Source organism: Streptococcus mitis (genome assembly GCF_905187535.1).
Lineage (GTDB): Bacteria > Bacillota > Bacilli > Lactobacillales > Streptococcaceae > Streptococcus > Streptococcus mitis_BS.
Genome location: NZ_CAJJIE010000033.1, coordinates 84,808 through 100,800, shown reverse-complemented (window position 1 = coordinate 100,800; position 15,993 = coordinate 84,808). Strand labels below are relative to the sequence as shown.

Sequence of the window (15,993 nt, the reverse complement as noted above, 5' to 3'; positions counted from 1 at the left end):
GATACATTAAACTTCTGGCAGATGATGTCTATTAATTCGGTAGAGACTGAACTCGTTCCATTTTCATAACGACTCAGACTATTTCGTGAAATACCTACAATCCGTGCAAATTCGTGTTGTGTTAAGTCATGTGTTTTACGTAAGGATTTTATGTTCTTTCCAATCATGGCAAACTCCTTTATGTTTATAATTCCATTATAGCATAAAAAGCAGAATGCACCAATTTTGGTGCGTTGTTTCTTGTTTTTCTAGCCTAAGCTTTACTTCTAAAAAAGCCACCTTAAAGAATAATTTCTTTTTCGGTGGCTTTTCAAAATACTATATAAAATACTCTCGTTTAATTTTTGTAAGCAGATTGTTAGCAACCGAAGTTACACCAACATGCATCAGTTCAGGATCAGAATAATCTAGATTACGAGCATAACCTTCTGCAACAGTCTGAGCAATACGCTCATCCAATTTATAATTAGAGGCTTTTAATAGTGCTTGAAATAATTCTGAACTATATAGTTTAATATTATTTTCAAATGATACTACTGCCATTTTTGTAACTCCTCTCCTGTTTTTGATTGATAAATCTTCTCTATTTTCATTATATCACAAAAAGATTGGTTGTGAATGGATAATTGTTTAAAAGAATAGGGTTTTCTAAACTCAGCAAGCATTTCTTCTTTTGTAATTTCATTCTGACGAAAACGAGCTAAAGCTTGGGTTGGATTGTCATCAGTCTGAACACCATAGATAAAATCAAAATGGTGTTGTAATTTATCTGGATTTTCCCGGTTTTGAACGACAAATTCCGCAAAATCTAAATCTGACTCTGATTTTTTATGTTTTGCAAAATAGTGACAATGATAGTCCGGGTTCTTAAAAATTTCTACAAAATTTGAAATACGAAATTCTACTATAATTCCTACTTCTTCTTCTGAGTCAAAAATATTATTATTAGATGTGCTTCGATTTAATACTTCAACTTGCTTGTTAATAAATTTTCTAGCTTGTTCAAAGTCAGGCGTAATATAGAAACCAGGTCCAAAATCTAGCTCACTCCCTAAATTAAATTGAACATCGATTCTTTTTTTAAGGATTCTAAATGTCGTAACAATGTCGCATGAAACCACTGCGTCTGACCTAGTTGCTTTTCCTGCTTGGTAGTCAACTCCAAAATATTTGCTTCCTTCTATAGTCTATACTAAAATTATAACACAAGACTTTATTCAAGTAAAAGAAAATTTTATAAAACGATTCACTTCCTTCCATTTTTCCTAAATCTCTCTAAATTCTTCTCCAATTGTTCCTTATGAAGTTGATTCTTAGCTTCTTTTAATGTGTCGTCCAAAGTTTCTTCTCTATAAGTTGATTCTGTTTTTAGTTGTTCTGATTCTTGATCCGGAGTGAAAATGATATCTAGTAATCGGTCTATTTTTTCAAGATCTTGGGCAGACATATCAGATAGTCGATGAATTAGCTTCTTAAATATATCACCATTGTCGTGATTTTTCTTAAAAAATGTTGTAAACATCTATAACCTCTCAAAAAAAGCAGCCTATTAGGACTGCTTAGTGTAATTCGGAAATCGCATCATAAATTGACTGCAATTTCTTATTGTCTTTATTCTTTGTGTCAATCAACGTATGTAGCTCTTCAATTTTCTTTTGACTACTTTGAATATCGCTATTATTATCCGCAATCAGTCTTTTAAGATGTTGCTGATAACTTGTAGTGATATCTGTTTCTTTTCCTGTTCTAACCTCTGTAACTTTGGGTTTAGAACTAGAATTTGATTCCGTCACAGGTGCTTGTTTGCGCTTTTGAAAAGCTGCTTCATAATTTACATCATTACCTCCTTGATGATTTCCAAATAAGGCCGCAATTTTATCTGGATCTTCTTGATTTTCTGATTTACTTTCTAATGGTTGATTAAAATTCCAATCTTTTGTCATTCACTCATTTCATCCTTTCTAAATTCAGAATCATCGAATTGTCTTTCTTTACCAAAGGCATGATCAAGAGCTTCTTCAAAACTCATGTGACTGATGTTTTGACGCCTTTTGAACGTCGAAAACATCGCTGTCTCCAGTTGCTCTTTGTAAGCAGCGAGTTTTTCTGTCTCTCTTGCTACCTTGCTTTCTTGCCTAGTGACCTTTTCTTCTAAGCGTTCGATTATGGTCATATACAATCCTCCTTCATTCTAATATTAGCTAAAATATCTTGATTTTGTTATCACAATTCTAAACATTGAGAGGATTGTCTTACTGGTTGATTCCCCAATTTCTCTTTTGCAGTCTCAATCTTAAATTGAAAATCTGATTTCTTTTCTCTAAGGACATCATTCCAGTCTATTTTTTCTTTCCCAAATTCATTATTAGGTAAATCCAGTGTAACAGGCAATCCTGCTTGAGATAACTTTTTAGAAAAATCTTTTCCAGCATCATCACAATCTACCGCAAGTGTCAGTAAATCAGGATGATTATCAAAATAGGTAGTGGTATCACGAATTGCATTGATCAAAGACAATAACTTTGAAGGTGTTACTGTATCTAAAAATTCCAACTTCTGATTTTCTTCAGCTATCAGTCGTAAAGTTTGATAAGCGACAACAGAACTTTTTAATCCCTCCATAGATACCAAACGAACATCAAATAGACTTTGTTGATGCAGTTCGTAATAGCTCATCAAGTCGATAAGCGATTCACAAAAGACTAGCTTATTTGGTTTACCAATGTCAAAGGATATTCCAACATGTCCATGGCTTCCTTTTAGAATCGTTTTTAACCTCTCTCTAGGAAGAGAGTGATTCTTATAAATACCTTGTAAGCTTGCTGCCTGCATCTTGTGACGATGATCAAAGCTTTTAAAAACAATAACAGGTTCAACTGTTTCATTTGTTTTCCAACTGGCTTGTGACATTAAACCTTGTTGAATCATCCTTTGTACGATTTCTTCTGCGATTCCTCTACATTCTGTTAAGTAATATCTGGCCAGACTACAGTTAGAATCTTCTACTCTCTTTAAAGGGTAATAAAATGGTCTCTCTCTTTTTTCTTGAACAGCTTCTTTTTGAAAAGGTTCTTCAGAAAGAAAGGCTATAGCTTCTTTAAAGGAAATTCCCTGAACAAGTCGAACAAAATCAATGACATCACCTTGAATATCTCTTGAAAACCATTTAAAAGTATTGGTAGTTGAAAAAATTCGAAATGAATCGTGTTCAGGATGTTCATAGACACTGCTCGAAACTTGTTTAAAGGAGATACCTAAACGATTGGCTACATCAAGAATTGAAATTTGCTTACATTCTTCTATTTCCATTCAATATCATCATTTTGTCGTAGTATTTGGCAGTGATGGTATTGATGATGATTCTTCTAAAGTTTTAGGAGTGGCCTTATCTAAATCATCTAACCCAGATTTCCAAACCTGCACTTGATTGACCAATAACTTACCTGGTAGTTTCGAATAAGACAACTTAACCGTTCTTGTTTCTGTCTGATTGGTCTTTGATTGGTTGGCATTCTTTAAATCAGATACATAGGTTACATTATAAGAGACCATGGCAATGGCTTGATTCGTAGTCTGATTGACAAAGATATCTGCTTTTTCAAAATGATAATCCAAAATATAGTCCTTATAAACTTGGTTCATGGCATCATTTTGACTTGACAATTCTTGAGAATAAGCCGATTCAGTCATATAAGGTTGAATACGTGTATTATTTTCTCCGAGCTTTTCTTTCGTATAGTACTGAGTCAAAAATTCTTTTACAGTATCCGATGACAAAATGCTGGCTTTATCTTCTGCTTGTTTGTCCTCTACAAGTTTAGCTGCAGCCAATTCGATTTCTTTGCGACTTTGTTTAGCAGTAGAATGTTGACCAGCAGTATATCCCATCATGAGAATAAAGCTAGTTGCGGCTACTGCTCCAACACTAATTAAGGCTTTAGTTTTGACTTTATTTAACATCTTAGACCTTCTTTCTATAAAAACTAGGTCAAGAATAACAAAAAGAACTTGTAAGTTTTATCACATCACAACGAAAGGTAATTCCTACATTTCAGGCGCAAAATCGTACAGTTCAGAGAAAAATATCAAAATTAGCTGTCTTCAGCTTATAATATAAACATGAACAAATTAAAAGAAGAAAATTTGAGAAGAGCTCTTTCTCATATTGAACGACATAAACAAGCCATAAATACAAGTGATAATAGTGATGATAATGATTTTCATAAATTATTACTCCAATTTAGCTATGAAGTATATGAAAGAATCAAGGCTAATAAAAAACCTTATCCGAATTTAGATTCAGATAAAGTCTTTTAACCCGGATAACAAGTTTACATACTTTCCCTATTTGCTACATTCTTTAGAATTTTCTTCTTAGTTACTTTACAGAACTTTACCATTATTTAATGTATAAACTTTCTCATATTCATCTTGATGAAACTTATGGGCAATTTCTAAAATCGTAACTGGTTGAGAAAATAGTAGTTTATGAATTTCATCTGCATTTTGTTTGTCTAGTGCAGCGGTGATTTCATCTGCTAGTAAAATTGGTCTTGGTCTCAACAACGCTCTAGCAATCTCGATTTTCATCATCTGTCCACCTGAAAGATTGTTTCCATCGAGATAATAATCAAAATCTTGCCCCAGTTCATCCCATAGTTGAACCCTTTGCAGTACCTTTCTGATATCATTATCGTTATAATTTTGGTAAAGAGATACATTTGCCCGTAGCGTCCCTTTAAAAATATAAGGTTTTTGATGAATGGTAGATACCAAGTCATGACTTGGTGCATACTTTTTTCCATGCCTATCTAAAAAGCAAATCTCTCCGTCATAGTCTCTATCTTCCCCAGTCAAGATGTGAAACAAGGTTGATTTGCCACTACCGCTGGCTCCTGTAAGCAAGACTCGATTCCCAGCTTCTATACTTACACTTATGTCATCAAAAATAATCTTATCTGCATATTTCTTGCTAACATTTTTTATAGATATTCCGAGAGTGGTTGGGAATGTTTCAGATACCTCTTCCCGTTTAATATCCTCTTTTAAAAGAATATTCAGCACTTTTTCTTTTACTACTGTCGCTGATTGAAGCGTAGAGGTTGCTTCCAAGAGTTGTTGCAATGGAGAAATCAGATTCATAGATGCTGTCATCATGGCAATCAAAACAGTCAAGGAAAGATGGGTGGTAGACATCATCACCATTCCAATCACAAAAGGCCCCACTAGCCCTAGTCCTTTCAAAGGACCTGTCCAAAACATAACCAAATTATGACTTGTATAGTAACGATATTGACCAGACTCCATCTGATCAATGGTATCATAAACATGTTGACAATATTCTTGCTCAACTCTATTTGAAACAATAGTATCAATCCCTGCTGAAAAATCTGTGATATTGTCTAAACTGATTTCTCTACTTTTACTCAGTTCTTCACCACGTCTTTTCAATAGTTTATGAAAAACAAATTGAGGAATGATCATGAGAAAGCCACCTATGGTAAAGAGTAGACCAACCACAACATCCTGTGATACTAAATACATGACAGACACTAGGATAGAGGTGCCAAATATAGGATATAAAAAAAGTGGAGATAAATATTCCTTCCAAAACATTGGAATATCTTGGGTTAAAAAAGAATTAAATTCAGATGATGAATACTCCAATCTTTTTTCAGCAAATAAACTCAAGGCTTTCTTAGAAATAAATAAATTAATATCTTTTATGATGGAATGTAGAAGGACGTTATTTAGGTACATGCAACTATAAATAAAGATAAAGAAAGTAAGACTCAACAATCCAAAGATTACAATCATCCCTCTATTCTCAATATCCACAGAGCCGGCCATTTGGATAATCAGTGATATCAACAATCCCTGACAAGAGTACAGTAAAGCAAAGATAACGAAACAAAGTAGTTTCCATTTTGAAATGATTTTAACGATTGTTTTCATCTTAGTCAGCTTTCAATTCATAATTTATATTATTGGAACAAATTGATAATTCAAAATTGTTCATAATATTTCTTCTCATTTTGAAGCATTTTTCCTCAAAACTAGTCTCATTGAAAATATCTCTCTTAGGGCAAGCTCCGCCCTTACAAACTAGCAACAATTGACATTTTTGACATTTAGAGTCAAATTGATAAGAATGTACCCATCTTTTTTGATTGTTCTCGTTAATGACACTATTTCCTAGTTCACCTATTTTATTTTCTTCGTCATAGAGACTAACAGTACATTTTAATAGATTCCCTTTTGTGTCAATCGTATAAGAGTTTGGCTTTTGAGCATAACATGATGAATAATTACTTCTGAATACAAAATCATCAAATAATCTGTATCCTAATTTAATTGCACTTTTTGATAATTCAAAAGAAACATCTGACTCAAATCGTTTTACCTCGTATCCCTCTTTTCTATCACCGCATCCCCAATCTCCTACATTTCGAAATAGCAGATGAAATCGCTTATCATTTTTAAAAACCTGTGCATCTTCTAATAAAAATTTTTCAATATTCTTATAATTTTCCTGAGAAACATTCAAGCGAATCATAATGTGGAATTGAGATTCTAAATTTATTGCATTTTTTAAGTTTTTCATAATGCGATCATAGGAACCATGACCATTTTTCAAAATACGCTGATTGTCATGCCCTTCACGAGAACCATCTACTGTAACTTGGTATGTTTTCACGTAACATTCTGTCACTAATCGCTCTAATACTGTACGATTTAACAAATATCCGTTCGTTGTCATATCAGAGTGATAGCGAATCCCTAACTTTTGAGAAATTGAAATCAATTCTTTTGAAATATCTAAAATATCTCGATATCCTAGTAATGGTTCTCCTCCAAACCAAGATACATGTAAGTCTTCAAAATTTTTCTCAGATAATTTTTGATTTACAAAATCTATTATTCCAGTTTTTTGAGATGTAATAGTACAATTTGAAAATTTTTCATAACAATATTTGCATCTAAAATTACAATCACCATGAGCTAAAATAATAATTCTCAAAGTTGTTTCATCCCTTTTCCTAAATAACTCAATCATTTTGTTTAACTCATTTTCTTTTTCATCAAAATCTTGAGATTTTAAAAAAGATTCAAACTCGCTTTTGATATGATTATCCTTCTCAATCTTATCCAAAAGTTTATTTTCAATTTTCAAAGAAATATTGTTCTTGGTATTAAATAAGAAGGTATGATTTTCTTTTTTCAATTCTATTACATAATTTGAATACTTCATCTCATCTTCTCCATCAAGAAACAGCGTGCAGAGTTAATCTCAAAATCGTACTCTGCACGCTACAATACACTTAGATAATAAAAGCATATTTTTATTACCTTTTAACACTCTAATTAAACAGTGTATCTCAAAAATATGTAGGAATTTTACTGTTCAATTAAATAACAACTTAGCTAATAAAATTACTAGCAACCAGCACCACAGACTAAATTATTAAATTCAATTCCATAGTCTTGTTCCATGTCGTGTTCGACAATTTCTTGGATAACCATAATAAAACTCCTTTCAATTTTGATGCTCTTATTATATAATATTAAAAAAAGTGTAAAGAAGAAATTCGGAAATCCGTACATGAATATTCAAGAAAAATTTAAAGCCATTCGAAAACAACGCAAGCTATCACTACGAGATCTGGCCAATGTCGCAGGTAGCGCAAGTAGCATTTCTGATTTTGAAAAAGGGAAAACAAATCTATCTAATGATGTGTTATTACAATTACTTGGTTTTATGGTTGTTGAAATCAACGAAGTATTTGAATGGAGTGCTTTTCAAGATGCAGAGTTTCTAGAATTGATGACCCAAGTGGAGAACGCTCTACAAACTCAAGATATTGCAGTTCTCATACAAAAGCGTGAAATATTTCAAGAGTTTTTTGTCGCTAAAAAACACTACATCTACCATATTATCTCTTTAGTTCTTGATGTTATAATTTCTAAACTTCAAGAAAAAGAACCCACACCTGAAATCATTTCTGAATTGACAGATTATTTTTTCTCCTTAGATTATTGGACCAATTTAGATGTTGGCTTGCTAGGAAATATTGTTCATCACTTTACGACAGAAGCTCTAGTCCTATTTACAGATAGTATTTTAAAAAACACTCCCAATCAACTGCGAAACAATCTAGATCGCATAAAAATAGATACTGTCATTAATTGTCTGTCTGTTCTTTTAGCAAGGCGTGAAAAAAATGCCAGCAAAGCACTGCTCCAATTATTATCTCGTAAACAGTTTCCTACATATTTTACTTATGAGAAATTATGTATATCTGAATTCAAAGCAATCTATATGTATATTTGGTGTGACAAAGAAGAAGCCGATAACATTCATCAAACAATACTTAAAACTGTTTCTCTTCTCTTTACAAAAGATGAAGCCAATAAGTGGGATGATTACTTTAAAGAAAAAATTTCATCTGCAGATATTAAAAAGTAGCTGAACAATCTCTTGCTCAGCTACTTTTTAATCTTCTTTTCCAACTGATGATTTTCAAAAAAACAAAAATAAGCAAGAATAGATTAAAAACCACATAAAATCCTGTAAAGCTTATCAGACCATTCTGGGCTAAATCCTCTACATAAAGGTTGGATTCAGTAAAGAACAAATAAATTCCATAGCCCTCTACGAAAATAAGAAAACTGACAAAACCAATCAGGAAAAGTCCACTGGCAATCAGGAAGATTCTCCATAAAAGTACGAGAATTCCTCCTACTGCTAAAAAAATTACTGGGATAAGGAGTAAATCTTTCATGACTTTCTCCTTTCTAGTCAATCAGTTGACGATAATGGATAGCAAGAGAGGAATCAAACTCTTCTAATTTTTGAACTAAGTCCAAATACTCCTCTTTTTCATGTTCTTCAAAGTCCACACCTCGATGATTCTGAAGAGAGATTTCCAATTGACTAGTGAGTTCTCGTTTAGAAAAGCTGTAGTCCCCCGTCACTTCCTCATAATGTTCCTTTAGTTCCTTGTAGGCTTGGTATTCTTCAGGCGTTTGAAATCCCTGTACAAAGGCCTCTTCTAATTGATAATAGGTATCTTCCATCATAATCGTTACCTCGTTTCTTTCTATCTTTATTCTACCGCGTTTTTCTTTTCTTGTCCGCTATTTATATATTTTTTTTAATCTAATTCAAAAGAAAGTTGTTCTTGCTTTTCTTTTCCTTTTTCGTGGAATTGTCTTAAGGCTTGATCAATAATATCTAAATCCGTTTCTGTTTCAATCAATGGTGCGAGTACATCGTATTCGGCCTTTTTTGTTTGATAGTCCTCTTCCTTTGGAAAATTTTTCTCAATTTCTACCTTGGCAGTAGTCCATTTATCCTTTAAGTCATCCAATAAGTTCTGAGTTTTCACTTGGTCATCTTTAATATGATCAATCGTATGCTGAAGCCTTTGAATTGTCCCCAAAGGAGAATACAAATCTAAACTGACAGAATACTGATTTTCTCCTACAATCTTAACAGAGAAGGTTTCAGGAAGAGGTTGATTTGTTGGAAGACTAAGCATTTTAATGTCAAATCCTCGATAGCTTGCTAGGGTTCGGAATTCTTTGCTGTCAAATTGATTATGACGGATAAGACGGTGTAGGGATTCCCCTGCTTCAGCTCGTTGATCAAAAGCTTGCTTACCTACTGTCATAGAAAATGCCTGGTCTTTCGACATTTCAGACTGTTGAATGTCGCCTTCATACTTGCTTAATCGTTTCTCAAGAATAGGTATATTTTCTTCACAGTAAGAGATTGTATGACGATAGTGATCCTTGCTGCGTTGAAAGGCGCGTCTTTGATTTTCTAATAGGGTTAGATCATTCTCTAATTCCATCTTATATTTGAGATAAGGATTACCAGTTGCCAGTGCCTTAAAATCAGAAGCTGTCATAGTCTGTTCATCAATGTCTTCTGCAGCACGAATCGGATCCTTAGAAGTCATAATCTGCTTAATATAGCGGAGTTTGTTCTCCTGAGTTGCCCATAGATAATTATCAAACGAACCTTTGGTAATATAGTGGTAAATATCTACTTCCTTGTTTTCATTTCCCTGTCGGATAATCCGTCCATTGCGTTGCTGGATGTCACTTGGTCTCCACGGAACATCCAGGTGATGAACTGCTTTCATCTTGCTCTGAACATTTAAACCTGTTCCTCCTTTTTCAGTTGATGCAAGGAGAATCCGCACTTCTCCTGCATTAACCTTTCGAGACAAACTATTCTTCTTTTCATCACTATTGGCATCATGTACAAAGGCAATTTCTTTACTAGGGATTCCTCTATCAACTAATAAAGCCTTAATTTCAGAATAGACATCAAAGCCATTATCCTTTTTCTTAGGGGTGCCAATATCTGAAAAAATCATCTGAGTAGCCTTATTTTCCATTCCCTCACGATAAATTCTCTCAACATTATCCACTACCTGAAGCAGTTTATGATTGTCTGCTAGACTATAGCTAGAGTCCAATAAACGCATATCAATTGCTAGTTTTCGTGCCTCACCTGTTATCTTTAACATGTTATCCTGGCTCGGATCAACTGTTCCACATTTGACCATATCTGACCTCATAACCAATTCTTCTAAATAGAGTTTCTGGTTTTCAGTTAACTCACTCTCAATAGGGATAATATGAGCTTCTGGAACAGGTAAATCCAACATATCTTGTGTTTGAATGTCGGCTGTTTCTTTATAGATTTTCATCAACTCAGGTAGATTGACAAACTTTTTAAATCGTTTCTTAGGTTGGTACTTATCCCCTGTAGGAGCTAATTCCATAGAGTTTTGAATTTCTCCAAAAGCACCTACCCAAGAGTCAAAATAATCAACTTGATAGCGTTTTAAGATATCTGGTTGAATATAGTTCATCATAGTATATAACTCACTAATAGAATTTGAAACAGGTGTTCCTGTCGCAAAGACAATGTTTTTAAAATCATGTTCTTCCTGAATCTGTCGCACCTTCATTTCCATATCCACATTCTTCTTAGAAGTTGTATTGGTAATACCTGCTACATTCCCAAGTCCAGTAATTGGACGAATATTTTTAAAGTGATGTGCTTCATCCACAAAGAGAAAATCAATTCCTAAGTTCTCAAAATCAATAAAACTATCACGATTAAAGCGTTGGAGTTCTTCCAATTGTTTCTCTAGACCACTTATTGATTGTTCTGCTTCTTTGACAGTATACTTATTTTCAGAATGTGTTTTAATCTCTCGTAGTTCATTGAGTTTATCCTCGATATAATTCATCTGTCTTTCTTTACTGACAGGTATTTTTTCAAATTGAGAATCCCCAATGACAATGGCATCGTAATCTCCTGTAATAATACGTGACACAAATTGTTTTCTTCTAGCCTTCACAAAATCTTTCTTAGTGGTCACAAAGACCTTTTTAGTAGGGAAAAATTTCATGATTTCTTGGCCAAATTGAGCAGACAAACTAGAAGGTACTACATACAAGGGCTTATGAACCATCCCCAACTCCTTTAATTTAAACCCAGCACCAAGCATGGTCAAGGTCTTTCCTGAACCTACCTCATGAGCTAATAAGGCTCTTTTTTCTTCTATAATTCTTTGAATGGCATTCTCTTGGTGAGGACGAAGACTGATGTTTTGTGCCAAGCCATCAATGACTAGATGGCTACCATCATACTCTCGACTAACCGTCCGATTATAAAGACGATTGTAACTTTCTTCAATGACTTGTTGGACTTCTGGATACTGTGAGACAAATTCTTGAAAGAGCTCTTGTAAATGCTGCTCTTTCGCTCTTAGAACAGAGGTTTTTTCCAAATCTGTGATTGTCTTTTTCTTTTCTCCTTCCGTAACAGTCATAGTAATCGTCGGTTGGTTCGAATTAAGTAAATTCTCAAAAATCTTTCTTCCTGTATCATAACGGGATCCACTAACTCCAAGACTACTATCTTTGGCACTTGGATAGCGATAAGCAAATGATGTCCTTAAATGAACCTGCCCATCGACAGGATTCACTTCAATGACTTGTTCAACATCTGGCGAAGACAATTCAAATTCACGATTAGTAAAACATTCAAAGGCAAATTTACCATAAACGGATTGAGGAATCCAACGTGACCCTATTTTAAACTCAATATCTGCCAGATGAATCCGTGGAGGACGAACAGATTCTAACAAATCTAAAGCATGGTTCCAATCATATTCTTGGTTGTTTTCCTCTACTAACAGTTGAACTACTTCTATCTTGTTGAGAATATCTCCTGACAAAAACTGGTTCTTAGAAAGATATTTTCTTCCCCCCCTTAAATAGCTTTCTGGATCCATTAAAATCTGGTCACCTAACTCATCTAAAATAGCAGCTTGGCTATGTTCTGGATAAATGGATACCATATAGTCTAAATCAACCCCTCTACCATCCGATAAACTGGAGTTTAAGGCATCTAGAGCTGTTGAAACTCTTGTAATCACCCTCTCCGGCCTAACCAATGCTTTCTCAAAAGCTAAAGATTTTTTATATTTCACTTTCTGGTCTTTAGAATCGATGTATTCATCTTCTAAACTTGCTAGTAGGGAATACTTGTCGTCACTATCAAATAAGTTCCGATTGACTGAGGCATTCAAATATCCAAATTGACTTACAAAGCGGTCATAGTCACGATTCAATTTGCCAAGCAATGCCTGAAAATCTGTTCGACTATAATCTGAATGACGTTGAATTTCAATTAAGGATTGATAGGTCTCTCTCAAATCAACCATGCCCTTAATGCGACTAATATCCTTATCCGATAAGGGACTTTCATAAAAGACAGTTTTTTTGAACAAGCCCTTATATTTCCCTCTTTTACTCGCTTCTTCTGACTTGTAAACATCTAGTGCTTCCTCATCTGTCAAATGAAGTTGCACGAACCGATCTATTTTATGTTCAGACAAAGAACTGTCCCAAGCTTTAAAATCTCCCTTCTCATCTACATAATAACTAATTTCGTCTACTTTTGAACTGTTCCGAATACCATGCGTATCTCGGTAATAAATTTGATTTCCCTCATATCCAAAAGAATAGAGCGCTAAGTCCTCACGTATACGACTTGGAATAGAATTATCCACTTCTTCTTGGATAAAAACAGGTGCTTTCAAAGAATTGTCAATTGGTTTAGGTACTTCCACATTCTCTAATGCTTCCATAATGTCAGTAGCTAATGTTTCTGATACCCCCTTAACATTGAGAGTTCCTCCATTAAAATTACGTACCTCATATTCCCCCAAAACTTTTGTGTTGTATTTCCCATCAAAATAAGGATTGATCCAGACACGCTTATCTTCCTCAAAGGGAATAGAACCACTAAAAACAAGTTCCTCCTCATTAAGATTCTTTGCTTGATCCTTTTGAAAGAAGAGGAGATCTGTAGTCACTCGGGTACCTGCAATCTTTTTAAAAGCCGTATCCGGCAAACGAACTCCCCCTAAAAAATGAGTGTTGGATTTAATCTCTTGTAAGACATTATCTGTCCGTTTATCCATTGTCCCAATAGATGAGATAATCGACACTTGTCCTCCGTCTCTTACTAAATCAAGTGAGTGTTTGACAAAGTAATCATGAATCATATAAGGTTTATCATAGTTTTTATCGGCAATGCGAAAATTTCCAAACGGAACATTCGTTAAGACTAAATCAAAACTATTATTTTGATAGGGAACTTCTTCAAATCCTCGCACTTCAATATGGGTATTGGGGTGTAGTTGTTTTGCGATTGCGCCTGTCACACTGTCTAATTCAACTCCATAGAGTTCTGATCTCTCTCGTATACTTCTAGGCATAGCCGCAAAGAAGTTCCCAGTCCCCATAGAAGGATCTAATATCCTTCCTCCTTCAAAACCATCATCCAGTAACTTTTGCCAAATCTGGCGAATAATCATTGGGTCTGTATAATAGGCTGTGAGAGAACTTTGTTTCATAGTGGAGTATTCTAATTTACTTACTAAACTCTTAAGAGTTAAACGTTCTGTTTCATACTTTGGATTGAGTTCATCGAAAAATTCATTGGCCAGACCACCCCAGCCGACATACTTGGCTAGTAGCTCTTGTTCTTCTGGATTCGCTTGTCGTCCCTTTTTTTCTAATCTTTTAACAAGTTCAATTGCGGCGATATTCGTTTCAATTTTTTCTCGATTTGTCTTAGGATAAAAGTCCTCTAAATCATCTGGAAAAACAAAATCTTGAACGGGGACATCCGTCTCTTCTATATCTGAAATAAGCGTTTCTGTTTCCTTATCCTTTTCATTATCCTCTTCCAGATAGGAAAACAGATCTATTTCCTGGCTTTCACTTGGTGAATCCATCTCAATATCTGAATCTTCTTTTTCAAGTTCTACATGAGACAATACTTGTTCAATCTCTTCCAAACTGTTCAAGTATAAGATAGGATTCTCTTCAAATAACTGGTTGGAATCATTGAATAGCTCTAGGCGAACCAAGTCATTTAACTGTGCATTTTCAATCAAAACCAACTGAAATACTTGTCCTTTATAACTTACTTGTGAACCAATTGGATATTCCCTCAAAGCTTCTTCTACAATTTTATCGACATTAGAAAAAGAGTTCGTTTCTTCAGTTTCCTGTTCAATATCACTTGAAGGAGATAAAACTTCCTCTACTTGATTAGACTTTTCGCTTCTAGCTTTTACATCATCAAAATGAGTAATAATCTTCAGCTTTTGTGTCAGTGGAAGTTGTTGGTAGTTTTCTTCATGATGGACAAGATCCGTAACAGTATCTAAAGTAGCCATCAATTCTGAACCCAAATAGGCTAGAACATCTCCTTCTTTTTCTTCAAAATGAATCTCAAGAACCTCTTTATTTAGTTCTTTGGAATCAACCATTAGAAGAAACTCCTCTATATCTCTACTAATGCGGTCAGATAGATTATTCGCAACCCGATAGACATTGACTAAATTGACATCCTGATTCTGATGACATACAAGCTCACTTAATGGTTCTAACTTCTCTTTTTCAGATTCGATGTAAAATCGAGTAGAAAGATTATAGGTTGCGACTTCTAGCACCAAGTTTTTCTCAAAATTACTTAATTGAGATAATTTACCTAGACCCGCTTGTCCAAAACTTCTTGTGTAACTTTCTAAATCTTGGTCATTATTTTCAGAACTGGCCTCTAGGAAAGAAACAATATCTTGATGAAAAGAATAGACATGAGGTATCTCTTCTATCTTGCCCTCTTCAGCCAAAAAACTCTCTACCAAATCCTGCCATTTCTCATCAAAATGTTGCGCCTGATAGCGAAGAAATAGGTCCATTTTCTCCCTATCTTTTGGAATTGTTCCACGAAACATAGCCAATAATTGTATTACTTCCATACTCGCTCCTTTCATCTATACGAAAATAGGAGAATCACATGATTCCCCTACAACTCTATCTCCATTTCAACCTCTTGAGGATTGGTTTCTAAATCACTAGACAAAAGAGAAACAGAATCTGTTCTCATGTAGTAAGTATATAAGTCTTCTAGGTCTTGTTGGTTTTCAATCCCTGTTTCAATACTAATCAGAGCCTGTATAAATTCCTTGTAGTGACTCTCCACCATATCTGAAATCTTTTGTTTCATTTCCATAAATACTGAGGACGGTTCAGTTATACTTGTTTGGTCTATGTCTTGTAAATCCTTTTCTAAGGGATTGGTTCCTTCTTCTACTTCCACTAAATCTGAACGACCATCACCATCAGAATCTGCGCTAAGAGGATTGGTTCCTAGCGCCAATTCTTGAGCATCAGTTAGTCCATCTTGATCCGAATCACGTTGATAAATGGCTTCCATATACTTCCTTCTTTCCTAGTTAATCTTTTTTCACTCCAATCCTACCAAATATTCCTTGAAAGAAGTATCACAAATCGAGTAGAGGATAATCTCCAGCCCCTCTCACACCACCGTACGTGCCGTTCGGCATACGGCGGTTCAACTAACTTTTAACGCATGTCGTTCAA

Annotated in this window: 16 protein-coding genes; 2 read left to right on the top strand and 14 right to left on the bottom strand. The window is 34.5% G+C overall.

Features of this window, described 5'->3' with window-relative positions:
• From JQ841_RS04905 to JQ841_RS04870, 8 genes are all read right to left on the bottom strand, one after another.
• Nucleotides 1-167 (bottom strand): helix-turn-helix domain-containing protein (locus tag JQ841_RS04905; protein ID WP_203180291.1); only part of this gene is annotated, 167 nt, incomplete at its 3' end.
• A 151-nt stretch (nucleotides 168-318) separates the two neighbouring features.
• Nucleotides 319-543, bottom strand: a complete 225-nt coding sequence (locus JQ841_RS04900) for a hypothetical protein (protein WP_203180290.1) — start codon at nucleotides 541-543, stop codon at nucleotides 319-321.
• Complete coding sequence (locus tag JQ841_RS04895; protein ID WP_238395597.1) at nucleotides 534-1,121, bottom strand: DUF3990 domain-containing protein; 588 nt, start codon at nucleotides 1,119-1,121, stop codon at nucleotides 534-536. Before JQ841_RS04895 ends, JQ841_RS04900 begins: the two co-directional genes overlap by 10 nt.
• A 125-nt stretch (nucleotides 1,122-1,246) precedes the next feature.
• The gene (locus JQ841_RS04890; RefSeq protein WP_203180289.1) at nucleotides 1,247-1,522 is read right to left on the bottom strand and encodes a hypothetical protein; all 276 of its coding nucleotides are present in this window, start codon (nucleotides 1,520-1,522) and stop codon (nucleotides 1,247-1,249) included.
• 37 nt (nucleotides 1,523-1,559) lie between these two features.
• Nucleotides 1,560-1,943, bottom strand: coding sequence for a DUF5945 family protein (locus JQ841_RS04885; RefSeq protein ID WP_002933294.1), 384 nt, complete (start codon nucleotides 1,941-1,943; stop codon nucleotides 1,560-1,562).
• Nucleotides 1,940-2,173 (bottom strand): DUF5965 family protein, encoded by a 234-nt coding sequence (locus JQ841_RS04880; RefSeq protein ID WP_203180288.1) that lies wholly within the window; start codon nucleotides 2,171-2,173, stop codon nucleotides 1,940-1,942. Before JQ841_RS04880 ends, JQ841_RS04885 begins: the two co-directional genes overlap by 4 nt.
• A gap of 50 nt (nucleotides 2,174-2,223) precedes the next feature.
• Nucleotides 2,224-3,309 (bottom strand): toprim domain-containing protein, encoded by a 1,086-nt coding sequence (locus tag JQ841_RS04875; RefSeq protein ID WP_203180287.1) that lies wholly within the window; start codon nucleotides 3,307-3,309, stop codon nucleotides 2,224-2,226.
• Nucleotides 3,310-3,318: 9 nt separating this feature from the next.
• The gene (locus JQ841_RS04870; RefSeq protein WP_000933082.1) at nucleotides 3,319-3,960 is read right to left on the bottom strand and encodes a hypothetical protein; all 642 of its coding nucleotides are present in this window, start codon (nucleotides 3,958-3,960) and stop codon (nucleotides 3,319-3,321) included.
• Between the two features lie 159 nt (nucleotides 3,961-4,119).
• On the opposite strand from JQ841_RS04870, the gene JQ841_RS04865 reads away from it, so the two are divergent.
• A complete protein-coding gene (locus JQ841_RS04865; protein ID WP_094753939.1) occupies nucleotides 4,120-4,317 on the top strand; it encodes a hypothetical protein in 198 nt (65 codons plus the stop codon).
• A gap of 66 nt (nucleotides 4,318-4,383) precedes the next feature.
• On the opposite strand, the gene JQ841_RS04860 is transcribed toward JQ841_RS04865, so the two are convergent.
• Nucleotides 4,384-5,955 (bottom strand): ATP-binding cassette domain-containing protein, encoded by a 1,572-nt coding sequence (locus JQ841_RS04860; protein ID WP_203180286.1) that lies wholly within the window; start codon nucleotides 5,953-5,955, stop codon nucleotides 4,384-4,386.
• A 1-nt stretch (nucleotide 5,956) separates the two neighbouring features.
• On the bottom strand, nucleotides 5,957-7,252 hold the full coding sequence (locus JQ841_RS04855) for a radical SAM/SPASM domain-containing protein (RefSeq protein WP_203180285.1): 1,296 nt from the start codon (nucleotides 7,250-7,252) through the stop codon (nucleotides 5,957-5,959).
• 351 nt (nucleotides 7,253-7,603) lie between these two features.
• Here JQ841_RS04855 and JQ841_RS04850 point away from each other — a divergent pair, with 351 nt between their 5' ends.
• A complete protein-coding gene (locus JQ841_RS04850; protein ID WP_203180284.1) occupies nucleotides 7,604-8,467 on the top strand; it encodes a helix-turn-helix domain-containing protein in 864 nt (287 codons plus the stop codon).
• A gap of 16 nt (nucleotides 8,468-8,483) precedes the next feature.
• On the opposite strand, the gene JQ841_RS04845 is transcribed toward JQ841_RS04850, so the two are convergent.
• From JQ841_RS04845 to JQ841_RS04830, 4 genes are all read right to left on the bottom strand, one after another.
• Nucleotides 8,484-8,783, bottom strand: a complete 300-nt coding sequence (locus JQ841_RS04845) for a DUF5966 family protein (protein WP_203180283.1) — start codon at nucleotides 8,781-8,783, stop codon at nucleotides 8,484-8,486.
• A gap of 13 nt (nucleotides 8,784-8,796) precedes the next feature.
• Nucleotides 8,797-9,081 (bottom strand): DUF5962 family protein, encoded by a 285-nt coding sequence (locus JQ841_RS04840; protein ID WP_203180282.1) that lies wholly within the window; start codon nucleotides 9,079-9,081, stop codon nucleotides 8,797-8,799.
• A gap of 74 nt (nucleotides 9,082-9,155) precedes the next feature.
• Nucleotides 9,156-15,368 (bottom strand): DEAD/DEAH box helicase family protein, encoded by a 6,213-nt coding sequence (locus JQ841_RS04835; RefSeq protein WP_203180281.1) that lies wholly within the window; start codon nucleotides 15,366-15,368, stop codon nucleotides 9,156-9,158.
• A 47-nt stretch (nucleotides 15,369-15,415) separates the two neighbouring features.
• Nucleotides 15,416-15,826 (bottom strand): thrombospondin type 3 repeat-containing protein, encoded by a 411-nt coding sequence (locus JQ841_RS04830; RefSeq protein ID WP_203180280.1) that lies wholly within the window; start codon nucleotides 15,824-15,826, stop codon nucleotides 15,416-15,418.
• Nucleotides 15,827-15,993: the final 167 nt, after the last annotated feature.